This is a genomic window from Goekera deserti (assembly GCF_010685995.1).
GTDB lineage: Bacteria > Actinomycetota > Actinomycetes > Mycobacteriales > Geodermatophilaceae > Goekera > Goekera deserti.
The window spans coordinates 29,592-55,011 of sequence record NZ_JAAGWK010000008.1; the positions used below are offsets into that span (position 1 = coordinate 29,592).

The window sequence follows — 25,420 nt, forward strand, 5'->3', positions numbered from 1 at the left end:
CTCAGACGGGCGGGGCCGGGCGGCGCGTCTCGGCGCGGGAGAAGTTCCGGAACGACCGGGACGGCGTGGGGCCGCGCTGGTCCTGGTAGCGGGAGCCGTAGACCGACGAGCCGTACGGGTGCTCCGCCGGGCTGGACAGCCGGAACAGGCACAGCTGCCCGATCTTCATGCCCGGCCACAGGGTGATCGGCAGGTTCGCCACGTTCGACAGCTCGAGGGTGATGTGACCGGTGAACCCGGGGTCGACGAAGCCCGCGGTGGAGTGGGTGAGCAGCCCCAGCCGGCCCAGCGAGCTCTTGCCCTCCAGCCGGGCTGCCAGGTCGTCGGGGATGCGCACCACCTCGAGGGTGGACCCGAGCACGAACTCCCCCGGGTGCAGCACGAACGGCTCGTCGCCGTCGGGCTCCACCAGGCTGGTCAGGTCGTCCTGCTGCAGCGCCGGGTCGATGTGGGTGTACCGCGCGTTGTTGAACACCCGGAAGAACCGGTCGAGCCGCACGTCGATGCTCGAGGGCTGGACCAGCCCGGCGTCGAAGGGCTCGATGCCCAGCCGGCCCTCCGCGATCGCGGCCGAGATGTCGCGGTCGGACAGCAGCATGGCGCGGAGCCTACTGACGCCCGCGGTGGGCCACGGCCGGGGTCACCCGCACATCCGCCTCTCATCCCCGGCTCATCCGGCGCGGGCAGCGTGGTGGGGTGACCACCAGCCTGCTCGCCCCCGCCGCGTCCCCCGCGCTCGCCGCCGGGTGGCCGCCGTCCCTGCAGCTGCTGCTCGGCGAGGCCGCGGTCGACCTCTGGTCGGCGGCGCTGGCGCCCACCGGAGCCGGCCTGCGGTCGCTGCGCGCCACCTCGGTCACCCTGCAGCCCGACGGCGCGGCCATCGTGCAGTACGCGGCGTCGCTGGTCACCGCCGACGGCCGGCCCGCGCGGGACACCCTGGCGGCCACCACCGGCAGCCGCATCCCGGACGGCGCCGCGGTGCTGGCCGGGGACGTGTCGGGGACCACCGTCGAGGTCGGCCTGTGGCGGTGGCCGCACGACCCCGCGCTGCCGGCGCTGGCCTGGGCGACGTCGGCCGCGGCGGTGCGCGCTCGGCTGCCCGGGCTCGGCGTGCCCGCCGAGGACGCCCGGCTGCGGCTGCGGGCCTACCGGCCCGGCCGCCGTGCCGTCGTCGAGGTGACCTCCGCCCGCGGCACCTGGTACCTCAAGGTGGTGCGGCCCCGGGCCGCCGCGCCGCTGGCCGAACGGCACGCCGTGCTCGGCAGCGGCGCCCCTGTGCCGCCGGTGCTGGCCGGTACCCCCGACGGGGTGCTGGTGCTCCCGGGCCTGCCGGGCACGCCGATGCGTGCGCTGCTGGCCGGCGACGGCGCCGGGCTGCCCGACCTGGCCGCGGTGGACGCCGTCCTCGACGCGCTGCCGGCCGCTGCGCTGGACCTGCCGGCCCCGGGTCGGCACGCCCCCGGCGACGCGCTCGGCCGGGCCCGCGGGCACGCCGCGGTGCTCGGCATGGTGGCGCCGCACCTGCGCCCGCGGCTGGACCGGCTCTGCGCGGCGCTGGAGGGCGTGGACCCCGGCCGGCACGAGCGGGTGCCCGTGCACGGCGACCTGTACGAGGCCCAGCTGCTGGTCACCGACGGCGCGGTGACCGGCCTGCTGGACGTGGACACCGCCGGGGCCGGGCACCGGGTGGACGACTGGGCGACGCTGCTGGCGCACCTGGCCGTGCTGGAGCAGCTGCTGCCGGACCCGGCGACGGTGATCCGCACCCGGGCCGCCTGGACCGCCGAGCTGGCCGGCCGCTGGCCCGACGACGCACTGCGGGCCCGGGTCGCCGCCGTGCTGCTGGGCCTGGCGACCGGGCCGTTCCGGGTGCAGCAGGCCGGCTGGCCGGCTCGCACCGAGGCCCGGCTGGCCCTGGCCGAGGCCGCGCTGACCGGCGGCTGAGCAGCGCGGACGAGCGATGAGAGAGCACTCATCGAGCTCTCCCTCCCGGCTCACCCGCGGCGCCGAACCTGGTTCCTGTCAGCACGACCACCGAGGAGAGGAACCCCCGTGAACGCCCGCCCCGCCACCTGGAAGATCGTCACCTTCGGCGCCGCCCTCACCGGGCTCGGCCTGGCCGGCACCGGTGTCGCGCTCGCCGACGACGACCGCACCGGCTCGCAGCCGTCGATCTCGGTGACCGACGCCCCGGCCGACGCGGGACCCGGCGCCGGCCCGGCCGACGCCTCCCCGGAGTCCGCGGACTCCCCCGCGGAGAGCGCGGTCGACTCGGCCGACGACGCCAGCCCGGACACCGCCAGCCCGGACGACGCGAGCCCGGACACCACCACCCCCGACACCGCGACCGCGGACGACGCCACCCCCGACGACGCCACCCCGGACGACACGACGCCCGACGACTGACCGCCCGGCCCGCAGCCCCCGCCCCCGCCGTACGGGGGTGGGGGCCGCGGCGTGCGCGGCGGTCAGCCGGCCAGCCGGTAGCCCATCCCGCGGACCGTCTCGATCCGGTGCGCACCCAGCTTCTTGCGCAGGTAGCGCACGTACACGTCCACCACGTTGGACCCCGGGTCGAAGTCGTAGCCCCACACGTGGCTGAGCAGCTGCTCCCGGGCCAGCACCTGCCCGGGGTGGCGCAGGAAGGTCTCGGTGAGGGCGAACTCGCGGGCCGACAGGTCGATGGTCCGCTCACCCACCCGGGCCCGCCGGGTGCGCAGGTCCAGCGACAGGTCGCCGGCGGCGAGCACGGTCAGCTCGGCCACCTGCCGGTCCGGGGCCAGTCGCAGCCGCACCCGGGCCAGCAGCTCCTCGAAGCGGAACGGCTTGGCCATGTAGTCGTCGGCCCCGCCCTCCAGCCCGGCGACGGTGTCCTGCACGCTGTCCCGCGCGGTGAGCACCACCACCGGGATGGTGCTGCGCTCGGCCCGCAGCGCCCGCAGCACGGAGAAGCCGTCGAGCACCGGCAGCCCGATGTCCAGCAGCAGCAGGTCGAACTCGCCGGTGCGGGCGCGGTCCAGCGCGGTCAGGCCGTCGCCGACGACGCTGGTGCTGAAGCCGTTGGCCCGCAGCCCCTTCTCCACGAACGAGGCGATCCGGGGTTCGTCCTCGGCGATCAGGATCCTGCTCACAGTCCTGTGGTCACAGCGTGCCTCCGACGGGTTCGGGGACGTCCGCGGTCGCGGTGGCGTCGTCGACGGTGTCGCTGCTGTCGCCCGCCGGTGGGGCGAGGTCGGCCGGCAGCACGAGGGTGAAGGTGGCGCCGCGGCCGGGCACGCTGTCCAGCACGACGCGGCCGCCGTGGGCGCCGGCGATGGCGGTGACGATGGACAGGCCCAGGCCGGCGCCGTCGGAGCGGCGGGCACCGGACCGGCCCCGGGCGAAGCGCTCGAAGACGCGCTCGCGGTCGCCGGCGTCGACGCCGGGTCCGCTGTCGGCCACCCAGAACCGCAGGTCGTCCGCGGACAGCCGGCTGCCGAGCGCGATCCGCCCGCCGGCGTCGGTGTACCGGGCGGCGTTGTCGGCCAGCGCCACCAGCGCCTGGGTGACCCGCTGCGGGTCCAGCACAGCGTCCACCTGGGCGACGTCCTCCAGCACCCACGCGTGGTCGCCCAGCCGGCGCACCTTGTCGAACACGTCCGCGGTGAGGGCCGCCACGTCGACCGGCTGCGGCCGCACGAACGCCGGCTGCTCGGCCCGGGCCAGCAGCAGCAGGTCGCTGACGATGCGGTTCATCCGGTCCAGCTCGTCGTCGACCAGCGCCACGGTCTCCCGGACGTCGGCCGGGTCGGCCGGGTCGAGCACGTCGAGGTGGCCGCGCACGATGGTGATCGGGGTGCGCAGCTCGTGGCCGGCGTCGTCGAGGAAGCGCCGCTGGGCGGCGACCCCGGTCTCCACCCGGTCGAGCATGGCGTTCACCGAGTGCGCCAGGTCGGTGAGCTCGTCGGAGGCCCGGCCCTCGACGGGGATGCGGCCGGACAGGTCCGTCTCGGTGATCCCCTGCGCGGTGGTGGCGACGTCGCGCACCGGCCGGAGGATGCGCCCGGCCACCACCCAGGCGCCGCCGGCCGCGGCCAGCGTGGTCAGCGCCCCGACGCCGAGCATCAGCCGGGCGGTCTGCGCCGCGGGCTCGCGTTCCTGGTCGGCGAAGTAGGCCACCACGACGACGCCGCGCTGCGGGTCGCCCTGCAGGGACACCGGGACGGCGAGGTACAGCACCTCACCGGCGCCGCTGTCGTAGCTGCCGGCCTGCGTGCTGGTCACCGACCCCACCAGCCGGGTGAAGGCGGCGTCCTCGCTGAGCAGCACCGGGGCCTCGATCCGGCTCTGGAACCGGTAGGTGCCGTCGACGTAGCCGAGGAACTTCTCGTTCGGGCGGGCCAGGTTGTAGGTGATCACCGACCGCAGCACGGCGTCGACCCCGGTGAACGGCTGCCCGGTGAGCGGGTCGAAGCCGGACAGGGTGAGGGCGGAGAACTCGGTGACCTCGGCGCGCAGCGCGGCGTCCATCCGCTCGTCGGTGGCTCGGATGAGCAGCCGCCAGGTGACGAAGGTGACCACGGCCAGCGACAGCATGACCAGCAGCAGGACCCAGCCGATGATCCGCGTCCGGGCAGCACGGGGCGCCCACCGCCGACGGCTCCCCTGCTGGACTGCGCTCACCGGCTGCCCAACGTCGCGCGGGCCGGTGGTGTCCCCGTCACCCGTCGTCGTCCTCACCCGTGTCGTCGTCCGCGTCGTCGTCGTCGCCGTCGCCGTCGTCGTCGACCGGGGGCGGCTGCACCACGCCGCCGGATCCGGCCGACCCGCCGGGTGCCGACCCGCCGGGTGGGGGCCCGGCGGTGGGGGCGCCGGGACCCGCGCTGGGCCGGGGGACACCGACCTCGCCGGGGCCGCCGGGCGTGCCCGCCGGGGCCGGCACCGTGATGGGCGCGGGCGACGGCCCCCGCTCGACCGACGCCGGGCGCAGCGCCCCCACGCCGACGACGAGCACGGCCACGAGCAGCACCGCACCGGCCAGCCAGGTGGCGAGGCGGCGTGGGGTCACGCGACCAGCGTGGACGGCCGGCACGCCCGGCCGCATGACATCCGGATGAGAGTCCTCTCATCCGCCGGTTTCGTCGGGCGCGTGGTGCCTGGGGGCACGCACCTGCCGGGGCCGAGGCCGGTCGGCCCGCGCACCGGGTCACGCCCGCCGTGACGCCGCACACAGTCCGTTGGCGCCGAGGCCCACGGGGAGGCAGGGTCCGGACGTGACCACCGACCCCCAGGACGTGACCGTGCCCCTCGCCGGGGGCCGCGCGCTGCACGCGCAGCTGCTGCTGCCGGCGGGTGAGCCCCCGGCGGGCGGCTGGCCGGCGGTGGTCGTGGTGCACGAGGCGTTCGGGCTGACGCCGGAGATCACCACCGTGGGGCGGAGCTTCGCCGATCGCGACTGGGTGGCGATCGTGCCCGACCTGTTCAGCGCCGGGGTGAAGGTCGGCTGCCTGGTGCGGTCGATGCGGGAGATGCTGGCCGGGGCACCGGGCGCGGTGACCGACGACCTGCTCGCCGTCCAGCAGTGGGTGCGCTCGCGCAGCGAGGTCGACGCCGACCGCACCGCCGCGATCGGCTTCTGCATGGGCGGGGCGTTCGCGCTGCTGCTCGGCTCGCTGGGGCCGGCCGGGCTGCGCGCGGTGAGCGACAACTACGGCCGGCTGCCCGCCCAGCGCGTCGACCTGACCCGCTGCCCACCGGTGATCGGGTCCTTCGGGGCCGAGGACACCGTCCTGCCCGGCGCCGGCGACGCCCTCGCGGCCCGGCTGACCGTCGCCGACGTCGAGCACGACGTGCGCAGCTACGACGGGGCGGGGCACTCCTTCCTCACCGGTGACCACAAGCTGTTCGGCGTGGTGCCGCTGGGTGCGAACTTCGCCTACTCCGCCTCCGCCGCCGGCGAGGCGTGGCCCCGCATCCTCGACTTCCTGGAGCGACACACCGCGGTGCGGTGAACGCTCAGCGGGCCGTCGCGGTCACCGCGTAGAGCGGGTCGCCCTCGCCCGGCATGGTGCGCAGCTCGATGAGCGGCTCGCTGAAGCCGCCGGTGCGGCGCAGCAGCTCGGCGACGACGGTGCCGTGCTGCTGGTCATCGGTGGCCAGCCAGCCGTGCACGGCCTTGGTGGGGAAGCAGCGGTTGGAGAAGGTGATCGCCACGGTGCCGCCGGGCCGGAGCACCCGGGCGACCTCGCCGAGCACCTCGATCGGGTGCACCAGGTAGTCGATCGACACGCAGCAGACGACGCCGTCGACGTCGTCGTCGGGCAGCGGGATGCGGGTGTCGGTGTTCAGGTCCTGCACGATCCGCTCGGTGGCGGCGGGGTTGGCGGCCAGCTCGGTCTCGTTGATGCCGAGCACGACCAGCTCGGCCGGCGGCTCGTGGAAGTGCGAGACCCACGACGACATCAGGTCCAGCACGCGGCGCGGCGCGGGCGCCCGGCCGTCCAGGCCCAGCTCGGCGTACAGGTCGCCGACGGCCTCGATGGCCGGCTCGTCGATGTGGGTCACGAAGCGCGCGCTGGCGTAGAACTCGGTGTCCGGGGACGGGTCGTCCCGGTCGAAGAACCCGGGCGGGAAACCGGCGTAGCGGTCGGTGGGATCGCTCATCCCCGGAGTCTGCCGGGAGCCGGACGGAGGGCGTCACCGGGGTCGCGGGGGGCTTGCTAGAGTGCTCCATGCAGGCTCACGAGCCGCCGCGGGTGTAGTTCAATGGTAGAACATCAGCTTCCCAAGCTGACAGTGCGAGTTCGATTCTCGTCACCCGCTCTCCCCTGACAGGCCCGTCCCGGACGCAGTACCGCGTCCCGGCCGGGCCTTCGTCGTCTCCGCACCACTGTGCGGTCCCGGCCAGCTGAACGAGACGACACGGTGACGCACAGGCAACACGCCGTCCCTACCGTCCCCCGGCACGAGCAGGTACCGCCGGCCAGGGGGACAGCGATGACGCAGAGCGAGACACGACCGACCGCGGACACCGGCACACCGGCAGTGCGGTCGGTCGACGCCGCCACCCGGGAGACGCTGGAGGACTACACCCTCCGCTTCGCCCCGCGCAGCTACCGCACGTGGTCGACCAGCGTCGTCGCCGTGTCCGCCCTCGGCGGCATCGCCTACCTGGCCGACTTCGCCATCGGGGCGAACATCGGCATCAGCTACGGCACCACCAACGCCCTGTGGGGCATCGCGCTGTTCGCGGTGGTGATCATCCTGACCGGCTTCCCGCTGGCCTACTACGCGGCCCGGTACAACCTCGACCTCGACCTGATCACCCGCGGCAGCGGCTTCGGCTACTACGGCTCGGTGGTCACCAACGTCATCTTCGCGACGTTCACCTTCATCTTCTTCGCCCTCGAGGGCTCGATCATGGCCCAGGGGTTGGAGCTGGGGCTCGGCGTCCCGCTGTGGCTCGGGTACGCCGTCTCCACGATCATCATCTTCCCGCTGGTCATCTACGGCATGAAGGTGCTCACCAAGCTCCAGACCTGGACGACGCCGCTGTGGCTGGTGCTCATGGTGCTGCCCTTCGGCTACCTGGTGGTCACCAACCCCGAGTCGATCGACGACTTCTTCGCCTACCAGGGCGAGAGCGGGAACGGCGGCACCGACGTCGGCTCGATCCTGCTCGCGGCCGGGGTGTGCCTGTCGCTCATCGCCCAGATCGCCGAGCAGATCGACTACCTGCGCTTCATGCCGCCGAAGACACCGGAGAACTCCCGGCGCTGGTGGACCGCCGTGGTGCTGGCCGGGCCCGGCTGGGTGCTGTTCGGCGCGGTGAAGCAGGTCGTCGGGCTCTTCCTGGCCGTCTACATCATCGCCAACGTCACCGACGGGGCCGACATCGCCAACCAGCCGGTGCAGCAGTTCCTGGAGACCTACGAGAACATGATGCCGAGCTGGCTGGCGCTCACCCTGGCCGTCGTCCTCGTGGTGATCAGCCAGGTGAAGATCAACGTCACCAACGCCTACTCCGGCTCGCTGGCCTGGACGAACTCCTGGACCCGGGTCACCCGCACCTACCCGGGCCGGCTGGTGTTCCTCGGCGTCAACCTGGCCATCGCGCTGGTGCTGATGGAGGCGGACATGTTCGACTTCCTCAACACCATCCTGGGCTTCTACGCCAACTGCGGCATCGCCTGGGTGGTCGTGGTCGCCAGCGACATCGCGATCAACAAGTACCTGCTGGGCATCTCGCCCGAGCAGCCGGAGTTCCGCCGCGGCATGCTCTACGCGGTCAACCCGGTCGGTTTCGTGTCGATGCTCGTCGCCGCCGGGGTCTCGATCCTGGTGTTCTTCGGCGGCCTGGGCGAGACGATCGCGCCGTACTCCCCGCTGGTGGCCATCGGCCTGGCGCTGGTGCTGCCGCCGGTCATCGCCGTCGCCACGAAGGGGCGGTACTACCTGCGCCGCACCGACGACGGCATCGACGCCCCGATGCTCGACGGAGACGGCAACCCCTCGGCCCTGGTGCTGCACTGCCACGTCTGCGACCAGGACTACGAGCGCCCGGACATGGCCGCCTGCCAGACGCACGGCGCCCACGTCTGCTCGCTGTGCCTGAGCACCGACAAGGTCGGCGACCACATCCTGCCGGCGCAGCCTGCACGCGCCTGACCTGCACGGGGCTGGTGCGCCGAGTCGTCGGGCGACTCGGCGCACCACCTCAGCGGAGCGTCAGGCAGGCAGCAGCAGGGCCGCGTACAAGGTCAGCCCCGGCCCGAACGCCATGACCACGACCGGGCCGTCGACGTCGCCCAGCTCCTCCAGGACCAGCAGCACGGTGGCCGAGCTGCAGTTGCCGTGGGTGGCCAGGGTCCGCCGGGACGGGCCCATCTGCTCCTCGGCCAGCCCCAGGCCGTCCCGGACGACGTCCAGGATGCGCGGACCACCCGGGTGCACCGCCCAGCCGGCGACGTCCTCCACCCGCAGGCCGGCGCCCTGCAGCAGCTCGTCCACCACGTCACCCACGTGCCGGGACAGCACGTCGGGCACCCGCGGGGACAGGCCCATCCGGAAGCCGAGGTCGGTGACGTCCCACGTCATGTGGTCCGACGTCGAGGCGTCGGTGCGGGCGACCACCCCGGCCAGCCGGCGGCCGCGGCCGGCACCGGGCTCCAGCACCACGGCGGCCGCGGCGTCGCTGAACAGCGCGTGCGAGACGACCTGCTCGAGCTCGGCCCGGGCCGGCTGAACGTGCAGGCTGGTCAGCTCCACGCAGAGCAGCACCGCCGGCCGGGACCGGGCCGTGACGAAGTCACCGACGGCGGCCAGGCCCGGGATCGCGGCGTAGCAGCCCATGTGGCCGACCAGCAGCCGCTGCAGGTCCGACGGCATGCCCAGGTCGCTCGCCAGCCGGATGTCCAGGCCGGGCGTCGCGTAGCCGGTACAGGTGACCACGCCGAACAGCCCGACGTCCCCGGGGGCGAGGCCGGCGGCGTCGAGCGCTCCGGCCACGGCCTGCTTGCCCAGCGGCAGCGCCTCCGGCAGGTAGCGCCGCATCCGGGCGCCGGTGCTCCAGTCGGAGATGTCCTCGTCGATCGGGTTGACCACGGCGTGCCGGGTGCGCACCCCGGCGCCCATGAACACGCGCTCGGCTGCGCGCACCCCCGCGTAGTGCCCGGCGAAGTAGCCGTCCCACATCACCCGCTGCTCCGCGGCGGCCGGGAGTGCGTGCCCGGCGCCGGTGACGACGGCCGTGCTCATGCCGGGCCGCCGGCGGGCGGGGTGCTGGCCGTGCGCCGGGCGTCGCGGCGGTCGTGGTCGCTCACGTGCGGTCCTCCCGGACGGAAGCTGGGACGGGGGGTCACGGGCACGACCGTACGTGCGGGCGCCCCGGTGTGCTGGTCAGCGCCGGTGCCCGTACCCGGCGAAGAGCACGCCGGAGTAGCGCATCGGCCGCATCCGGACGACGTCGCGCCGACCGCGGCGCCAGGCCACGAGGTCCCGGACCGAGGGCCGGATGCCGGTCAGCCGGAGCTCCAGGCCGACCCGGTCGGCGGCCGCGAGCAGCGCGGCGCGGTCGACGAACAGCGCCGGGTCGTGGATGCCGGGGGGCGGTCCACCCGGGAGCTTCTCGGCGATCCGGACCGCGACGACGTCCGCGGTGCGGGTGCGGGCGATCGAGTCGAGCACCAGGGTGCCGCCGGGCCGCAGCAGCCGGGCGCACTCGGCGAGCACCGTGGCCGGGTCCGGCACGTGCTCCAGCACCTCGCCGGCGAGCACCACGTCCGCGCACCCGTCGGCCAGCGGCACCGCCAGCACCGAACCCCGGACGGCGGCCACCCCGTGCGCCTGCGCCTGCCGCAGGCCCGCCGCCCCGATGTCCACGCCGACGTGCGTGTAGCCCAGCCGCTGCACGTGCGGGGCCATCAACCCGCCACCGCAGGCCAGGTCCACCAGCAGCGCGCCGGGGTGCGGCGCCGGTGGCAGGTGCTCGGCCCGGGAGGCGGCCAGCCAGTGCAGCATCGCGAACCCACCGGTGGGGGTCCACCACTGGTCGTCCAGCTGCTCGTACTGCCGGGGGTCGTTGCGGGGCAGCGGCGTCGGGCCGGCCGGCTCGGGACGGGGCACCGCCAGCACGTTACGTCCGCGAGCCCTGCTTCAGCGGGTCGTGGCCCCAGTTCATCAACGAGTAGCGCCACTTGGAGGTCTCGACGTCCTCGTGGCTGGGCTCCTGGGCCAGGTGCCGCTTCACGTAGCCGGTGACCTTCCGCATGTGCGCGAGGTCGTCCTCGGTGAGGTCGGCCTTCTTGGTGTGCAGCAGCTGCACGATGCGCCGGCCCGACTCGTGGCCGGTCGACTCCCCCGACCCGCCGGACTTCTGCCCGACGGCCTGCGACTGCTCGGTCTCCAACCACTTCTCCAGCTCGCCCGCGGTCATGTTGACCGCCTCGCCGAACTCGCTGCGCGTCTCGTCCGGGTCGTGCTGTGCCATCGCCCTGCCTCTCGACTGGTGCGCCGACGGGTGTGCGCCGGCCAGGGGGCGGTACCGCGGGATGCCGACCGGGAAACCGCACGTCGTCGCCCGGCCGGGCCGGGGGACTCAGCGCTGGCGGCGCTGGCTGAGCGCGATCATCACCTGGTGCAGACGCTGGTCGTCCAGCGGGCCGACGGCCAGTGGCGTCGCCGCGGGGCGGTGCGCACGCAGGCCGTCCAGGACCACGCCCAGGTACCGCCGCCACAGGACCGGGTCCTGGCCGCCGCAGGACAGCGAGGAGACCAGCAGGCTGAGCACCGGGATGTCCTCGGCGGTCACGTCCGGCCGCAGGTCCCCGGCGGCCTGGGCCCGTTCCACCATCCCCCGCAGTGCCCCGCCGAGACGCTCGTGCACCTCCGCGAAGCGCTCCGCCGACGTCGCCGCCTCGGCGATCACCTGGCGCAGGCCGCGGTCGGCGACCTGGAGGGCGGCGAGCTCCTCGATGAACGTGCACAGCGACGCCCAGGCGTCCTCGCCTCGGGCCAGCCGCTCGGCCGACGCGACCACCTCGGCCGCGCGCTGCTCGAACAGGGCGGCCACCAGGTCGTCCCGGTCGGGGAAGCGACGGTAGACGGTGCCCACCCCGACCCCGGCCCGTCGGGCGATCTCGTCGAAGCCCGCGTCCAGCCCGCGCTCGGCGAAGACCTCCGCCGCCACGCGCAGGATCACCTGGCGGTTGCGTTCGGCGTCGCGGCGCAGCGGCCGGCAGCGGGCCGCCGACTCCGGAGCACCACCCTCGATCCCCACGACGTCGTGGTCACCGATCGACATGCACACGTCCTCCGCGCGGCCCCGGGGCCGGCCGGCCCCCTCCCGGCCCGGCCGGGAGATGGGGGACGAGGCTACACACCGGGGTGCCCCCAGGTGGGCCCTCGCTCCGCCCCCCCGTCCTGGGAGACCGTGATCGACGTCTCGGGTGCCGGCGGACACGACCCCCCGCGGGGGGTGGTCCTCGGCGGCCGCTGCGGGCAGTGTGTGCACATGCCCGACACCCAGCGCGAGGTAGAGACCGCCACCCGCTCCGCCGACGGCGAGACGGCGTCGTCGAACGAGAGCTCCTCCGGCACCACGGCCCGTTCGCTCGCCAACCCCCGCCGGATCCGCCGCACCTGACCGCCGGGCGGACGCGGGCAAGCCCCGTCCCCCACCCGCCGAGCACCGGGCGCCGGGCAGCGGACGAGCCGGTCCCACCCGTCCCGGACACCTCCGCCGCACCCCGCGACCCCCTGGTCGCACACGACGCTGCGCCGTCGTGTAGTCACCGGCGCGCCGTGGACTGATCCGTCACGGCGGTGCTGCACGATCGCCCCGTGACTGCCGCTGCGCTCCCCCTCGACCCGTCCGACGACGGACCCACGCCGATCCGCCGTTCCCGCGAGGAGCGTCAGGCGATCGTGCTGGACACCGCCGAGCGACTGTTCGCCTCGCGCAGCTCGCGCAGCGTGGGCATGGACGAGCTCGTCCGGGAGACCGGCCTGGGCAAGATGACCGTCTACCGGCTGTTCAAGAGCAAGGACGACCTCGTCGGGGCCTACCTCTCCCGCAAGGCCGCCACCGTGCTCGCCTTCATCGACGCCGAGCTGCACCGGCTGGACGGCGACCCCCGGGCCGCACTGCTGTCCGTCGTGGACGCCGTGGAGTCCGACGTCACCCGCACCGGCTTCCGCGGCTGCCCGTTCACCAACGTCAGCAGCGAGTACGACGACCCCCAGCACCCCGCCCGCAGCGCCGCCGCCGACTACAAGTACGAGCTGCACGAGCGGCTGCTCGGCCTGGCCGGCGAGCTCGTGCCGGCCCGGGCGGAGGACCTCGCCGCGCAGGTGCACCTGATCATCGACGGCATGTACCTCTCCGGCGGGCTGCTGGGCCCCGACGGCCCGGCCTCGCACGGCCGGGACCTCGCCGAGCGCCTCGTCGACGCGGCGGTCGCCGGCACCTGAGCCGGTCGCCCGCGACCGTGGTGGGAGCCACGGACCGGCAGGTTTGCCCGGTGGCCGCGGCGGAGATGACCCACCCCGTGACCGACCGATCCCGCCCCGACCTCGACGACACCACCGTGGAGGGCCTCGGCAAGCTGTCCGAGGCCCTGGAGACCGTGGAGCAGGCCCGCGGCCAGCTCTACGGCTTCCACCAGCACAGCGGCAAGGCCGACCTGCTCCTGCAGGACGCCGTGGAGCTGTTCCGCAAGGCCGGCCAGGACGCCCTGGCCGACGACCTGGAGCGTGACCTCGTGGGCCGCAACGTGATCGCCGACCGGTGGACCTTCCAGATCGTCGAGGACTACGACGCCACCTACTGGAGCACCTTCCGGGCCTTCGACGAGCGGGCCCGCCAGGAGCTCGCCGGCGGCGACCGGCACGTGTTCGAGGCGCGGATGAAGCAGCGCGAGCGCACCGCCGGGCACCCCGACCACCAGGCCGGCCCCGCCCTGGACGACTGAGCGGACGGTCGCCCCCGGCCGGGCCGGGTCCGGGCGACGGACGGGGCCGCCCGAGAGCGGTGAGGCCGGTCCGACACGCCGCCGGACCGTGGGCCCCACCGGGGGCCCACGGTCAGCTGGTCAGCCGGCCAGCGGAGTCGCCGTCCAGGTGCTCTCGTACACCAGGCCGCTGCGGCGGAACAGCTGGGTGACCGGGCACCGCCGCTCGGTCTCGGCGACCAGCCGGTCGAACTGCTCGGGGGTGGCGTCGGTCTGCACGCGCACCACCAGGCGGACGGAGTCGAAGTTGGCGTTGCCGTCGGCACCGGAGACCAGGACGGCGGTGTCGAGGTCGCCGCCGACCTCGAAGGACCACGCGCCCAGCGCGACGCCCAGCTCGCCCGCCACGATGCTGGCGGTGATCTGGTTGCAGCTGCTCAGCGCGGCGAGCACGTAGGACAGCGGGCTCGGGGCGGCGTCCTGCCCGCCGAAGGCCGGGTGGGTGTCGACGTCGACGACGTGCCCGGCGTCCCCGCCGACGGTGACGCGCTGGGCCACCCCGGTGCCGGTCGCGGTGTGGGTGAACGGGACGACGGTGGGCTTGGTGCGGGTGCTGGTCATGGTGGGCTCCTGGCGATGGGGGTCAGACGACCTCGGCCAGGCGGCCGGTCGCGACGTCGAAGACGAATCCGCGGACGCTGTCGATCCGCGCGTCCATGCAGGCGACGACGGCGACGCGCTTGGCCGGGGGCAGGGGCAGCGGGCCGGTGGAGGTGGCGGCGTAACGGGCGTTGTGGGCGACGAGCGCGTCGGTGACGGACGTACGGGTGCTCCGGGGGACGGCGGGGACGTGCGGACGGTCCCGGTGGCCGCACTCCCCGCAGACGTGCACCGGCGCCGGCCGAGCCCGGGACGTCAGGGCTCGACCGGTGGCTCCGGCGCGGGGCGTGCGGCCGCCCGACAGAGGCCGTCGAAGGCGTCGAGCCGTCGGCCGGGCCAGAAGGGCTCCAGGTCGGCACGGCTCACGACGCCGAGAGTGCCCCACCCGTGGCCGCTCCGCCAGGGTCCGGCAGCAGATACCTCAGTGATCTGGTCGACATGGTGGAGAAGCTGTGCGACGTGCGGGGCACCCCCTGTTCGAGTCGATGCCCCTTGCTGCCGCTTACCAGTGGGTAATATCGTTTGTTACTGGCGAGTAAGTCACCCGCCTCGTCTGCTGCCGGGAGCCTTTCCACATGAGCCACTACACCGCCAACCTGCGCGACCTCGAGTTCAACCTGTTCGAGTTCCTCGACACCAAGGACCGGTTCGGCACGGGCCCGTTCGAACAGATGGACGTCGAGACCGCCCGGGGCGTGCTGGCCGAGATCCGCCGCATGTCGGAGGGGCCGGTCGCGGAGTCGTTCGCCGACGCCGACCGCAACCCGCCGGTGTTCGACCCCGCGACCAACTCGGTGACGCTGCCCGAGTCGTTCAAGAAGTCCTACCAGGCGATCATGGACGGCGACTGGTTCCGCCTGGAGCTCCCCGAGGAGCTCGGTGGCTTCGGTGCCCCGGTCAGCATGCGGTGGGCCGCCTACGAGATGATGCTCGGCGCCAACCCGGCCGCGTTCATGTACGGCTCCGGGCCGTCGTTCGCCGCCACGCTGTACGAGATGGGCAACGACGAGCAGAAGAAGTTCGCCCAGCTGATGATCGACCGCGGCTGGGGCGCCACCATGGTGCTGACCGAGCCCGACGCCGGGTCGGACGTGGGCGCCGGCCGCACGCGGGCCGTGCAGCAGGAGGACGGCTCCTGGCACCTGTTCGGCGTGAAGCGCTTCATCACCTCGGCCGACCACGACCTGACGGACAACATCGTCCACCTGGTGCTGGCCCGCCCCGAGGGCGCGCGGGCGGGCACCAAGGGCCTGTCGCTGTTCGTGCTGCCCAAGTTCCACGTGGACGCCGAGACCGGCGAGCTGGGCGAGCGCAACGGCGTCTACGTCACCAACGTGGAGAAGAAGATGGGCCTCAAGGTCTCCGCGACCTGCGAGGTCACCTTCGGCGAGGGCCCGGTGCCGGCCAAGGGCTGGCTCGTCGGCGACGTGCACGAGGGCATCGCCCAGATGTTCCGGATCATCGAGCACGCCCGCATGTTCGTCGGCACCAAGGCCATCGCCACCCTGTCCGCCGGGTACCTGGTGGCCCTGGAGTACGCCAAGACCCGGGTGCAGGGCGCCGACCTCACCGCGACCACGAAGGACGCCCCGCGGGTGACCATCACCCACCACCCCGACGTGCGGCGCTCGCTGATGCTGCAGAAGAGCTACACCGAGGGCATGCGCGCGCTGTACCTGTACGCGGCCTCCTTCCGCGACCAGGTGCTGGAGGAGGAGGCCGCGGGCCGCGGTGACAGCGACGCCGCGAAGCTGGCGGCCAAGGTCAACGACCTGCTGCTGCCGATCGTGAAGGGCTACGGTTCCGAGCGGGCCAGCCAGCTGCTCTCGGCCGAGTCGCTGCAGACCCTCGGCGGTTCGGGGTACCTGCAGGACTACCCGATCGAGCAGTACGTGCGGGACGCCAAGATCGACACCCTCTACGAGGGCACCACGGCCATCCAGGGCCAGGACTTCTTCTTCCGGAAGATCGTCAAGGACGGCGGCGTCGCCCTCACCTGGCTGGCCGAGCAGATCCAGGCCACCCTGGACTCCGAGGCGGGCAACGGCCGGCTCAAGGTCGAGCGCGCGCTGCTGGGCACCGCACTGGCCGACGTGCAGGCGATGCTGTCGGCGATGTTCACCCAGCTCGGCGGCGCCACCGACGACATGAAGGCTCTCTACCTGGTCGCCCAGAACACCTCCCGGCTGCTGCTGGCCACCGGTGACCTGGTGACCGGCTGGCTGCTGGTCCGGCAGGCCGAGGTGGCGCTGACCGCGCTGGCCGGCGAGGTCACCGAGAAGGACCGGCTGTTCTACGAGGGCAAGCTCGCCGCCACCCGGTTCTTCACCTCCCAGGTGCTGCCCAAGATCACCAGCGAGCGGCAGATCGTCGAGACCACGGACAACTCCCTCATGGAGGTCGACGAGGCCGCCTTCTGAGCCGGCCGCAGCGCGTCACGGCGCCGTCTCCCCCCGGGGAGGCGGCGCCGTCGTGTTCGAGGGGGCCGGTGGCGGGGCAGGACCGGGGCCCCACCCCCGAGGAGACCCATGAGCGAGAGCACCGGCTACGGCGAGTCCCCCGACACGGCCGACGCCGAGGAGGACCTGGTCGACGGTCGCACCGGCGACAACCGGAGCGACGGCAGCGAGCGGGACGTCACGCTCACCACCGACGACGACGCCCAGGACGACGACTCGGTCGTCCGGTCGGGCAACAGCTCCGGCTGAGGCGGGCGCTCCCCGCCGGGCGCTCCCCCGCCGGACCGCCTAGATCCAGCCGTGCCGGCGCGCGGTCTCCACGGCCGCGTGCCGGTTCGGCGCGCCCAGCTTCGTGGCGGCCGCGGACAGGTAGTTGCGCACCGTGCCCGCCGACAGGTGCGCCCGGGCGGCGATCTCCTCCACCGGGGCACCGCCGGCCGCGAGCTCCAGCACGTCGGCCTCCCGCGGGGTCAGCGGGCTCTCCCCGGCACTGATCGCCTCCGCGGCGAGCTCCGGGTCGACGTAGCGGCCGCCGCGGTGCACGGTCCGGACGACGTCGGCGAGCACCGCGGCGTTGACCGTCTTGGGCAGGAACCCGCGCACGCCGGCCTCCAGCGCCCGCTTGAGGTGCCCGGCACGGCCGTGGCCGGTCACGATGACCACCGCGCAGCCCGGCACGACGGTGGCCAGCTCCCCGGCCACGCTGATGCCGTCACGGTCGGGCATCTGGAGGTCCAGGACGCAGACGTCGGGGGTGTGCGCCCGGGCCATCGCCAGCGCCTCGGCACCCGAGGCCGCCTGGGCGACCACCTCGACGTCGTCCTCCAGGGTCAGCAGGGCGGCCAGCGCGGAGCGGATGAGGTTCTCGTCGTCGGCCAGCACGACCCGGATCGGCCCGGCACCCGGGGCGTTCACGCGGAGACCCGGGCGGTGAGGGCGTACCAGCCGCCCCCGGCGCTGGTGCGCAGCCGGTCACGGCTGCCCAGCCGCTCGGCCAGCCCGGTCAGGCCGTTGCCGTGGGTGGCCGGCGCCCCCTCGGGTGCCCCGTCGTTGCGCACGGTCAGCTCCGCCTCCCCGGCCTCGCGCTGCAGCACGATCGTGCAGGTCGTGGCCCGACTGTGCCGCAGCACGTTGGTCACCGCCTCCCGCACCACCCACGCGAGCGCCGTCTGCGCCTCGTCGGGCAGCGTGCCACCGACGTCCTCACCGGTGACGGTGCAGCTCACCCCGGCGGCACGGAGCACCGAGCGGGCGCCGGTCAGCTCGCTGGTCAGGTCGGTGCTGCGGTACCCGCGCACCACCTCGCGCACCTCGCGCAGCGACTCCTCGGCGATCCGGCTGATGTCGGCGACCTCCTCGGCAGCGCCCTCGCGGCCCCGGCGGACCAGCTGCTCGGCCAGCTGCCCCTTCACCGCGATCGCGGACAGGTTGCGGCCCATGACGTCGTGCAGGTCGCGAGCGAAGCGCAGCCGCTCCTCGGCGACCGCCAGCCGCAGCTGCACGCCCCGGCTGCGCTCCATCTCCAGCACCACGTCCAGCAGCCACACGGTGAACCGGAACGACGCCGCCAGGAACATCGCGGTCACCCCCAGCACGACGCCCTGCAGCAGCGCCTGCGGAGCCGGGTCGCCGAGCAGCAGCACCGCCGTCCCGGCCAGCACGCCGACCGGGACGGCGGCGAGGACCAGCCGCCGGGTCTCCCACACGGTCGCCAGGACGCAGAGCACCGACAGCGGTGCCAGCACGGTGGCCCACAGCAGCGCCTGGCTGTCACCCCGGGGTTCGAAGCGCAGGGTGGCCAGCGCCACGCCGGAGGTGAGCAGGGCGGCGGCACAGGCCCCGGTCACCAGCCGTGCGTCGACCCGGGCCCCGGACTCGCGGGTGGCCAGCCCGGCGCGGGTCAGCACCCAGCAGAGCACCGCGGTGACCGCCACGCAGCCCAGGTAGGGCACGACGTCGACGACGCTGCTCGGCCCGGTGGCGGCGAGCACCAGCAGGGCCAGCAGCGGCATGCCCCAGGCGAAGCTGTAGAACGACGAGCGGGTGTACAGCTCGATCCGCTGCGGGTCGGTGCGGCTGCTCCACCAGCGCGAGACGGTCGGCACGGCAGCCATGCTGCCGTACCGACCGGAGCGGGTGGCGCTGGTCACCGACGGGGCGCCCAGCGGAACCAGCGGCGCGCGGCCAGCGACCCGAGCAGCAGCCAGGCGACCAGCACGCCCAGCGGCTGCAGGCCGGCAGCCCAGGCCCCGGCGGCGTCCACCGTGGCGCCGTCCCAGGCCTGGCCGGCCAGGCCCAGCCGGAGCAGCTCCACCACCGGGGTCATCGGCAACAGCCGGGCCACCTGGGCGAGCTGGTCGGGCATCGAGGCCAGCGGGATCATCAGCCCGGACAGCAGCAGCGCGATCATCACGAAGGGGAACGTGGTCACCTGGGCGCTCTCCGGCGTCCGGGTGAAGGCGGTGCTCACCGCACCCAGCAGGACGACGAGCACCGCGCCGGCGAACAGGGCGACCAGCGGCAGCACGTACTCCGTGGGGGCCTCCCACCGGCCGATGGCCAGCACGCCGACCCCGGTCAGGAGCACCTGCCCGAGGGCGATGAGCACGCTGGGCGCAGCAGTGGCGACCAGGACCTCCAGGCCGGTGAGCTCGCCGGTGCGCATGCGCTGCAGGGTGAGGTCCTCGCGGCGGGCCACGAACGTCGTCACGGTGTTGTAGTAGACGAGGAACACCAGGGCGACCGCGGCGCCGCTGATCACCAGCGTCGGGCCGAAGCCGGCGATGTCCTCCCCGATGCCGAGGAACGGGATCGCGGCGACGAGCAGCAGCGGCAGCAGCACGGAGTTCACCACCGCGGTGCGGTTGCGCAGCAGCAGGCGGGTCTCCGCGGTGGCCAGCGCGCGGACGCGGGAGGCGCGGCTGGGACCGCGCTGGTCGGTGGGGGTGGTCAGGGTGGCGGTCATCTCTGCTCCTGGGGTCTGCGGGGTGGGGGGGGTCAGGCGGCGTCGTGCGTGCCGTCGGCGACGGCGAGGAAGGCCTGCTCCAGCGAGGCGGCGCGGGCGTGCAGGGCGTGCAGCACGACGCCGTGCCGGGCGGCCCAGCCGAGCAGGTCGGCGAGCACGGGCTGCAGGGCGCGGGTGTGCCACTCCACGCGGGGCGCGGTGGACACCACCTGGACGCCGGCCGGCTGCGGCGGCAGCGGGGCGCCCTCGTCCAGGGTGAAGCGGATGGTGGCCGGCTGGGTCTCGGCGATCTCGGCCTGGGTGCCGCTGAGCACGATCTGCCCGGCCTTGAGCACGGCGACCCGGTCGGCCAGCTCCTCGGCCTCCTCCAGGTGGTGCGTGGTGAGCACGACGGCGGCGCCGCCGGCGACCATGTCCTGCACGAGCCGCCACACCTGACGGCGGCTCTCCGGGTCCAGCCCGGTGGTCGGCTCGTCCAGCACCACGACGCTCGGCCGGCCGAGCAGGGCCAGGGCCAGGTCCAGCCGGCGGCGCTCACCACCGGACAGACTGCGCACCCGCACGTCGGCCCGGCCGGTGAGCCCCACCTGGTCCAGTGCCTCGTCGACCGGGCGGGGTGCGGTGAGCGTCCGGCCCCAGGTGCGCACCGTCTCGGCCACCGTCAGGTCGCCGGGCAGCCCGCTGGACTGCAGCAGCACGCCCAGGTGCGGGCGCACGCGGGCCCGCTCGGCGACCGGGTCGGCGCCCAGCACGCGCACGCTGCCACCGTCGGGGTCGGCCAGGCCCTCGAGCACCTCCAGCGCCGAGGTCTTCCCGGCCCCGTTGACGCCGAGCAGGGCGAAGACCTCCCCGGGGTGGACCTCGAAGGAGATGCCCCGGACGGCGGTGAAGTCGCCGTAGCGCCGCTGCAGGTCGACCACCTCGACGGCGGGCGCGGTGCTGCGGGCGGTGCCCGCGGGGGCCGGTGCGGGTGCGGTGGGTACGGCCACGACAGCCTCCTCGTCGCGTCCGGCGGCCCCGGTCGGGCCGTCTGTTCGAACGCACCTCCGACGATGCCGCCGGATCGGCCCCGGCACAGGTGCGTGGCCTCACCAGCTGCCCGGGCAACCGCACGGGTGGGGCATGACAGACCTCATGCCCCACCCGTGACCGGCAGCGTGCGCGCAGCTCGCCCACGGGTTGCTGGCAGCAACCACCCGGTCGACACTGCCGGTCATGACGCTGCTCGCGGCCGCCCGGCCGACCGTCCTCGCCGCCGAGGTGGACCACACCGGCAGCTCCGCCCTGCTGGTCACGGCGGCCCTCGTCGGCATCGCCGTGGTGGTCGTGCTGATCACCGTGCTGAAGGTGCACCCGTTCCTGGCACTGATCCTCGGCTCGGCGGCCCTCGGCGCGCTGGCCGGCGTGGCCCCGGCCGACATCGTCACCAGCTTCACCGCCGGGGTCGGCTCCACGGTCGGCAGCGTGGGCCTGCTCATCGCGCTGGGCGCCATGATCGGCGGGCTGCTCACCGCCTCCGGCGGCGCCGACCGGGTGGTGACGGCGATCGTGGACCGGGTCGGCCCGCGGGCGCTGCCCTGGGCGATGGGCGGGGTGGCGGCGCTGATCGGCATCCCGCTGTTCTTCGAGATCGGCGTGGTGCTGCTCATCCCGATCGTGCTGCTGGTGGCCCGGCGCAGCGGCCAGCCGGTGCTCACGGTCGGCATCCCGGCGCTGGCGGGCCTGTCGGTGCTGCACGGCTTCGTCCCGCCGCACCCAGGCCCACTGGTGGCCATCGACGCCCTGGGCGCGGACCTCGGGCTGGTGCTGCTGTTCGGGCTGGTCCTGTCCGTGCCCGCCGTCGTGATCGCCGGGCCGCTGTTCGGCAGCTTCATCGCCGACCGGGTGCACGTGGCCACGCCGCGGGCCCTGGTCGGCGCCGCGGCCGGCACCCGGGAGACCGGGACCGCGGGCGCCGGCGGCAGCGACGAGCAGGACCTCGGCGACACCGGCGAGCCGGTCGACGAGCACCCCCGTCGCCAGCCCGGCTTCGGCGCGACCGTGGCCACGGTGCTGCTGCCGGTGGTGCTGATGATGCTCGGCGCCGTCGGTGAGCTGACCCTGGACGAGGGCGGCGCCCTGCGGTCGGTCGCCGACGTGCTCGGCACCCCGGTGATCGCCCTGCTCATCGGCCTGCTGGTGGCCATGGTGACGCTGGGGACGGCGGTCGGCTTCGGCCGGGAGAAGGTCTCGGACACCGTCGGCGGGGCGCTGCCGGCGATCGCCGGCATCCTGCTCATCGTGGCCGCCGGCGGCGGGTTCAAGCAGCTGCTGGTCGACTCGGGCATCAGCGGGCTGATCGCCGACGCCGCCGAGGGCGCGTCGCTGTCCCCGCTGGTGCTGGGCTGGCTGGTGGCGGTGGCCATCCGGCTGGCCACCGGCTCGGCCACGGTGGCCACCATCACCGCCGCCGGCATCGTCGCGCCGCTGGCCGAGGGCCTCGACCAGCCCACCGTGGCGCTGCTGGCGCTGGCCGTGGGCGCCGGCTCGCTGTTCTTCTCCCACGTGAACGACGCCGGGTTCTGGCTGGTGAAGGAGTACTTCGGCATGACGGTCGGCGAGACGATCCGCACCTGGTCGGTGATGGAGACGCTGATCTCGGTGGTCGGCCTGGCCGGCGTCCTGCTGCTGTCGCTGGTCGTCTGAGGTCACCGGTCCCATCAGGACCGGACACCTGCCGTCCACCTGGGCGACGTAGGTTCGGGTGGTGACGCAGCAGACCGGCACCGACCGCTGGACCCCGCTCGACGGGACGACGAACACCCGCGACCTGGGTGGCCTGCCGACCACCGACGGCGGCACGACCGTCAGCGGACGGGTGCTGCGCAGCGACAACCTGCAGACGCTGTCCGAGGCCGACGTGCGCCGGCTGGTCGACGAGCTGGACCTGCGCCAGGTGATCGACCTGCGCACCACGGCCGAGGTGCTGCTGGAGGGCCGCGGGCCGCTGCGGGAGGTGCCCTCGGTGGTGCACCGGCACTTCACGCTGCTGCCCGAGCGGGGGGAGCGCACCGACGTGTTCGCCGCCGAGGAGCCGGACGCCCCGGCACCCGAGCTGACGACGGGCTGGGCGGAGTCGCTGCTGCCGCGCCAGGTCGCCGAGGGCACCGAGCAGGAGCACCCGGCGGTGCGCGCCTACCTGGGCTACCTGGTGGACGGGCGGGACAACGTGCTCGGCGCGCTGCGGGCACTGGCCTCCGGGGAGGGCGCCGCGGTGGTGCACTGCGCCGCGGGCAAGGACCGCACCGGCGTCGTCGTCGCCCTGGCCCTGGCGGTGGCCGGGGTGGAGCGGGAGGCGATCGTCGCCGACTACGCCCAGACCGCCGAGGTCATCGACGCCCTGGTGGCCAAGCTGGCCACCAGCCCCACCTACGCCCAGGACATGGCCTCCCGGGACGTGGCCAGTCACACCCCGCAGGCCGGGACGATGCGCCGGGTGCTCGAGGTGCTCGACGAGCTGCACGGCGGGCCGGTCGGCTGGCTGACCGAGCACGGCTTCGGCCCCGACGAGCAGGCCGCGCTGCGCGCCCGGCTCCGCGAGGCCTGAGTCCCCGGCCGGTCCGCGCGTCCGGCCCCCCTACCGGCCCCGGACAGCAGTCGACCCCGGTCCTCCCGCGGGGGGAGGACACCGGGGTCGGTGTGCGGCCACGTCCCGAGGGGGGACGACGGCGTCAGTGCCGGCGCTGGGTCAGCGCACGTACATCGACGGCAGACTGCCGTTGGCCAGGGTCAGCAGGTCGTCACGCATGGCGGGGCTGCTGGTGCGGGCCAGGGCGCGGTCGATGGCGCGGCGGGTACGGGCGGCCTGCCGACGCTGACGCCAGCTGGAGGTCACGCTGCTCATCTCGGTCCTGCTCTCTGTTCTCTGTGCGGTGTGGTGCCACCTGACTCAACCCAGGTGACAGCTCCTATGTTCCTACGGAACACAGGTCACATCGGTAGGTGACCATCGGAACTTCACCTGATGGACGCAGAAACAGTCCCGAAGTGACGCACCCCACCCACCGTTCACCCCGATCGGGTGAGGCTCCCGGCCGCAGGCGCCGACCCCGGTGACCCACGCCTCACCGCCCACCCCGCAGACGCCGACGGCCCGCTCCCCCGGTGGGGTGAGCGGGCCGCATGGCGAGCCGGTGTGGTCAGCCGGCGAGCACCGCGCGCACGGCCTCACGGGCCTCAGCGGGGTCGGCCGCGGCCAGCGCCACCTCGGCGGCGCGCCGGCAGGTGGCCAGGTCCACGGTCGCCAGCTTCGCGCCCACCCCGGACACCGAGGACGCCGCGCAGGACAGCGAGGTGATGCCCAGACCCACCAGCACGCAGGCCAGCGCCGGGTCCGCCGCCGCCTCACCACAGACGCCCACCGGCTTGCCGGCCCGCTGCCCGGCCGCGGCGGTGGCCGCCACGAGGGCCAGCAGAGCCGGCTGCCACGGGTCGGTCAGGTCGGCCAGGTCGGCCGACAGCCGGTCGGCGGCCAGCGTGTACTGGGACAGGTCGTTCGTGCCGATCGACAGGAAGTCCAGGTGCTCCAGGAACCGGTCGGCCAGCACGGCCACCGACGGCACCTCCACCATCACCCCGGGCACCAGGCCGCGCTCGCGCACCGCGGCGGCGAAGTCGGCGGCCTCGGCGACGGTGGCCACCATGGGCGCCATCACCCACGGCGTGGACCCGGTGGCCCGCGCCGCCTGGGCGACGGCGTCCAGCTGGCGGGTGAGCAGGCCCGGGTCGCGGCGGGCGATGCGCAGGCCACGCACGCCGAGCGCGGGGTTGGCCTCGTCCGGCGGGGTGGCGAAGGCCAGCGGCTTGTCCGACCCGGCGTCGAGGGTGCGCAGCACCACCTTCTGGCCCGGGAACGCCTCGAACACCGCGGCGTAGCCCTGCGCCTGCTCGTCGACCGTCGGCTCCTCGGCGCGACCGAGGAACGCCAGCTCCGTGCGCAGCAGCCCGACCCCCTCGGCGTGCGCGGCCGCGGCGGCCTGCGCGCCGGCGCCGTCCTGCACGTTGGCCAGGACCGCCACGGCGTGCCCGTCCCGGGTGCGCGCCGGGCCCCGGTAGGTGGCCAGCGCGGCCGCCACCTCGGCGGCCTCGGCCACCCGGGCCTGCGCCCGGGCCGGGTCAGGGTCGACGGTGACCGTGCCCTGCTCGCCGTCGACCAGCACGGTCGCGCCCACCGGGACGTCGTCCAGACCGCCCACACCGACCACGCAGGGCAGGCCGAGCTGGCGGGCGATGATCGCGGTGTGGCTGGTGGAGCCGCCCAGCCGGGTGGCCAGCGCGACCACCAGCGTCGGGTCCAGGCCCGCGGTGTCGGCGGGTGCGAGGTCGTCGGCGAGCAGCACCGAGGGCACGTCCGGGTTCGGCACGCCGGGCTCCCGCTGGCCGGTCAGCTCGGCGACCACGCGGTCCCGGATGTCCAGCACGTCGGTGACCCGCTCGGCCATCAGCCCGCCGAGGCTGGTGAACAGGTCGGCGAACTGGGTGGCCGCGGCGACGGTGGCGACGGGCGCCGACGCGCCGGCGTCGATGCGCTGCTCGACCGCGGACAGCAGGCCGCGGTCCCGGGCCAGGCCCGCGGTGGTGGCCAGCACCGCGGCGCTCACCCCGGTGGTCGCGGCGGCACGGTCGGCCAGCCGGCCCGCGACGAGCTCGGCGGCAGCGGCGAACCGGGCCTTCTCGGCCGGGCGCGCGTCCTCGGCGACCGGGCTCTCGTCGTCCCCGGGCAGCTGGACGGCGCCGGCCGGGCGGATCACCGGGCCCAGTGCGACCCCGGGCACGACCGGCGTGCCGGCGAGCACGACCGGCGTGCCGCCGTCCGCGGTGTTGCCCGACGTGGTGCCCCGGACCGGACTGGTGATCGACATCGTGTTCTC

28 protein-coding genes and 1 tRNA gene are annotated in these 25,420 nt (G+C 74.6%); 12 read left to right on the top strand and 17 right to left on the bottom strand.

What is annotated here, in order from left to right:
* Position 1 precedes the first annotated feature (1 nt).
* Entirely contained in the window at positions 2 to 598 is a 597-nt protein-coding gene (gene dcd, locus G1H19_RS03495; RefSeq protein ID WP_152730251.1) for a dCTP deaminase, read from the bottom strand.
* A 98-nt stretch (positions 599 to 696) separates the two neighbouring features.
* On the opposite strand from dcd, the gene G1H19_RS24370 reads away from it, so the two are divergent.
* Together G1H19_RS24370 and G1H19_RS03505 are read left to right on the top strand one after the other, a co-directional pair.
* Positions 697 to 1,944 (top strand): aminoglycoside phosphotransferase family protein, encoded by a 1,248-nt coding sequence (locus G1H19_RS24370; RefSeq protein WP_152730252.1) that lies wholly within the window; start codon positions 697 to 699, stop codon positions 1,942 to 1,944.
* Between the two features lie 108 nt (positions 1,945 to 2,052).
* Complete coding sequence (locus tag G1H19_RS03505) at positions 2,053 to 2,406, top strand: hypothetical protein (protein ID WP_162393316.1); 354 nt, start codon at positions 2,053 to 2,055, stop codon at positions 2,404 to 2,406.
* 62 nt (positions 2,407 to 2,468) lie between these two features.
* Here G1H19_RS03505 and G1H19_RS03510 read toward each other — a convergent pair whose 3' ends face one another.
* From G1H19_RS03510 to G1H19_RS03520, 3 genes are read right to left on the bottom strand one after another with little or no spacing between them, the layout of a single operon-like run.
* The gene (locus G1H19_RS03510) at positions 2,469 to 3,131 is read right to left on the bottom strand and encodes a response regulator transcription factor (protein ID WP_162393315.1); all 663 of its coding nucleotides are present in this window, start codon (positions 3,129 to 3,131) and stop codon (positions 2,469 to 2,471) included.
* A gap of 10 nt (positions 3,132 to 3,141) precedes the next feature.
* Positions 3,142 to 4,662: a sensor histidine kinase gene (locus G1H19_RS24375; protein WP_235928233.1), complete on the bottom strand. Its 1,521-nt coding sequence runs from the start codon at positions 4,660 to 4,662 to the stop codon at positions 3,142 to 3,144.
* Between the two features lie 37 nt (positions 4,663 to 4,699).
* Entirely contained in the window at positions 4,700 to 5,047 is a 348-nt protein-coding gene (locus G1H19_RS03520; RefSeq protein ID WP_152730254.1) for a hypothetical protein, read from the bottom strand.
* 205 nt (positions 5,048 to 5,252) lie between these two features.
* Between G1H19_RS03520 and G1H19_RS03525 the strand changes: the two genes are divergently transcribed.
* Positions 5,253 to 5,990 (top strand): dienelactone hydrolase family protein, encoded by a 738-nt coding sequence (locus tag G1H19_RS03525; RefSeq protein ID WP_162393314.1) that lies wholly within the window; start codon positions 5,253 to 5,255, stop codon positions 5,988 to 5,990.
* Between the two features lie 4 nt (positions 5,991 to 5,994).
* On the opposite strand, the gene G1H19_RS03530 is transcribed toward G1H19_RS03525, so the two are convergent.
* A complete protein-coding gene (locus G1H19_RS03530; RefSeq protein ID WP_152730256.1) occupies positions 5,995 to 6,642 on the bottom strand; it encodes a class I SAM-dependent methyltransferase in 648 nt (215 codons plus the stop codon).
* 88 nt (positions 6,643 to 6,730) lie between these two features.
* Between G1H19_RS03530 and G1H19_RS03535 the strand changes: the two genes are divergently transcribed.
* Positions 6,731 to 6,801, top strand: a tRNA-Gly gene (locus tag G1H19_RS03535).
* Between the two features lie 174 nt (positions 6,802 to 6,975).
* Complete coding sequence (locus tag G1H19_RS03540; RefSeq protein WP_152730257.1) at positions 6,976 to 8,646, top strand: purine-cytosine permease family protein; 1,671 nt, start codon at positions 6,976 to 6,978, stop codon at positions 8,644 to 8,646.
* 60 nt (positions 8,647 to 8,706) lie between these two features.
* Here the strand turns inward: G1H19_RS03540 and G1H19_RS03545 are convergent, their stop codons facing one another.
* The 4 genes from G1H19_RS03545 to G1H19_RS03560 all read right to left on the bottom strand — a co-directional run bounded on the left by G1H19_RS03545 (position 8,707) and on the right by G1H19_RS03560 (position 11,779).
* Positions 8,707 to 9,735: a type III polyketide synthase gene (locus G1H19_RS03545; RefSeq protein ID WP_152730258.1), complete on the bottom strand. Its 1,029-nt coding sequence runs from the start codon at positions 9,733 to 9,735 to the stop codon at positions 8,707 to 8,709.
* Positions 9,736 to 9,876: 141 nt separating this feature from the next.
* Complete coding sequence (locus G1H19_RS03550; RefSeq protein WP_235928232.1) at positions 9,877 to 10,602, bottom strand: class I SAM-dependent methyltransferase; 726 nt, start codon at positions 10,600 to 10,602, stop codon at positions 9,877 to 9,879.
* A gap of 10 nt (positions 10,603 to 10,612) precedes the next feature.
* On the bottom strand, positions 10,613 to 10,966 hold the full coding sequence (locus G1H19_RS03555; protein ID WP_152730259.1) for a DUF3140 domain-containing protein: 354 nt from the start codon (positions 10,964 to 10,966) through the stop codon (positions 10,613 to 10,615).
* Positions 10,967 to 11,074: 108 nt separating this feature from the next.
* Positions 11,075 to 11,779, bottom strand: a complete 705-nt coding sequence (locus G1H19_RS03560; RefSeq protein ID WP_152730260.1) for a TetR/AcrR family transcriptional regulator — start codon at positions 11,777 to 11,779, stop codon at positions 11,075 to 11,077.
* 210 nt (positions 11,780 to 11,989) lie between these two features.
* Between G1H19_RS03560 and G1H19_RS23820 the strand changes: the two genes are divergently transcribed.
* The 3 genes from G1H19_RS23820 to G1H19_RS03570 all read left to right on the top strand — a co-directional run bounded on the left by G1H19_RS23820 (position 11,990) and on the right by G1H19_RS03570 (position 13,448).
* Complete coding sequence (locus tag G1H19_RS23820) at positions 11,990 to 12,121, top strand: hypothetical protein (protein WP_268895201.1); 132 nt, start codon at positions 11,990 to 11,992, stop codon at positions 12,119 to 12,121.
* A gap of 197 nt (positions 12,122 to 12,318) precedes the next feature.
* A complete protein-coding gene (locus G1H19_RS03565; protein WP_162393313.1) occupies positions 12,319 to 12,948 on the top strand; it encodes a TetR/AcrR family transcriptional regulator in 630 nt (209 codons plus the stop codon).
* 77 nt (positions 12,949 to 13,025) lie between these two features.
* On the top strand, positions 13,026 to 13,448 hold the full coding sequence (locus G1H19_RS03570; RefSeq protein ID WP_235928231.1) for a hypothetical protein: 423 nt from the start codon (positions 13,026 to 13,028) through the stop codon (positions 13,446 to 13,448).
* 120 nt (positions 13,449 to 13,568) lie between these two features.
* Here G1H19_RS03570 and G1H19_RS03575 read toward each other — a convergent pair whose 3' ends face one another.
* Both G1H19_RS03575 and G1H19_RS22480 read right to left on the bottom strand, forming a co-directional pair.
* A complete protein-coding gene (locus G1H19_RS03575; RefSeq protein WP_152730262.1) occupies positions 13,569 to 14,048 on the bottom strand; it encodes an OsmC family protein in 480 nt (159 codons plus the stop codon).
* Between the two features lie 22 nt (positions 14,049 to 14,070).
* Positions 14,071 to 14,319, bottom strand: a complete 249-nt coding sequence (locus G1H19_RS22480; RefSeq protein ID WP_202925976.1) for a hypothetical protein — start codon at positions 14,317 to 14,319, stop codon at positions 14,071 to 14,073.
* 343 nt (positions 14,320 to 14,662) lie between these two features.
* On the opposite strand from G1H19_RS22480, the gene G1H19_RS03585 reads away from it, so the two are divergent.
* Both G1H19_RS03585 and G1H19_RS03590 read left to right on the top strand, forming a co-directional pair.
* Complete coding sequence (locus G1H19_RS03585) at positions 14,663 to 16,507, top strand: acyl-CoA dehydrogenase (RefSeq protein WP_152730263.1); 1,845 nt, start codon at positions 14,663 to 14,665, stop codon at positions 16,505 to 16,507.
* Positions 16,508 to 16,615: 108 nt separating this feature from the next.
* Complete coding sequence (locus tag G1H19_RS03590; RefSeq protein WP_152730264.1) at positions 16,616 to 16,795, top strand: hypothetical protein; 180 nt, start codon at positions 16,616 to 16,618, stop codon at positions 16,793 to 16,795.
* 39 nt (positions 16,796 to 16,834) lie between these two features.
* On the opposite strand, the gene G1H19_RS03595 is transcribed toward G1H19_RS03590, so the two are convergent.
* The 4 genes from G1H19_RS03595 to G1H19_RS03610 are packed head-to-tail and all read right to left on the bottom strand — an operon-like array spanning position 16,835 to position 20,500.
* Positions 16,835 to 17,461 (bottom strand): response regulator transcription factor, encoded by a 627-nt coding sequence (locus G1H19_RS03595; protein WP_162393312.1) that lies wholly within the window; start codon positions 17,459 to 17,461, stop codon positions 16,835 to 16,837.
* Positions 17,458 to 18,651, bottom strand: coding sequence for a sensor histidine kinase (locus tag G1H19_RS24380; protein ID WP_202925975.1), 1,194 nt, complete (start codon positions 18,649 to 18,651; stop codon positions 17,458 to 17,460). The genes G1H19_RS03595 and G1H19_RS24380 overlap by 4 nt, the downstream gene beginning before the upstream one ends.
* 41 nt (positions 18,652 to 18,692) lie before the next feature.
* On the bottom strand, positions 18,693 to 19,511 hold the full coding sequence (locus tag G1H19_RS03605) for an ABC transporter permease (protein WP_152730267.1): 819 nt from the start codon (positions 19,509 to 19,511) through the stop codon (positions 18,693 to 18,695).
* Positions 19,512 to 19,543: 32 nt separating this feature from the next.
* On the bottom strand, positions 19,544 to 20,500 hold the full coding sequence (locus G1H19_RS03610; RefSeq protein WP_162393311.1) for an ABC transporter ATP-binding protein: 957 nt from the start codon (positions 20,498 to 20,500) through the stop codon (positions 19,544 to 19,546).
* A 226-nt stretch (positions 20,501 to 20,726) separates the two neighbouring features.
* On the opposite strand from G1H19_RS03610, the gene G1H19_RS03615 reads away from it, so the two are divergent.
* Positions 20,727 to 22,196: a GntT/GntP/DsdX family permease gene (locus G1H19_RS03615; RefSeq protein ID WP_152730268.1), complete on the top strand. Its 1,470-nt coding sequence runs from the start codon at positions 20,727 to 20,729 to the stop codon at positions 22,194 to 22,196.
* A 61-nt stretch (positions 22,197 to 22,257) separates the two neighbouring features.
* The gene (locus G1H19_RS03620; protein ID WP_174278088.1) at positions 22,258 to 23,097 is read left to right on the top strand and encodes a tyrosine-protein phosphatase; all 840 of its coding nucleotides are present in this window, start codon (positions 22,258 to 22,260) and stop codon (positions 23,095 to 23,097) included.
* A 141-nt stretch (positions 23,098 to 23,238) separates the two neighbouring features.
* On the opposite strand, the gene G1H19_RS22485 is transcribed toward G1H19_RS03620, so the two are convergent.
* The gene (locus G1H19_RS22485; protein WP_174278089.1) at positions 23,239 to 23,394 is read right to left on the bottom strand and encodes a hypothetical protein; all 156 of its coding nucleotides are present in this window, start codon (positions 23,392 to 23,394) and stop codon (positions 23,239 to 23,241) included.
* Positions 23,395 to 23,689: 295 nt separating this feature from the next.
* Positions 23,690 to 25,411, bottom strand: coding sequence for a putative PEP-binding protein (locus G1H19_RS03625; RefSeq protein WP_152730269.1), 1,722 nt, complete (start codon positions 25,409 to 25,411; stop codon positions 23,690 to 23,692).
* Positions 25,412 to 25,420 lie beyond the last annotated feature (9 nt).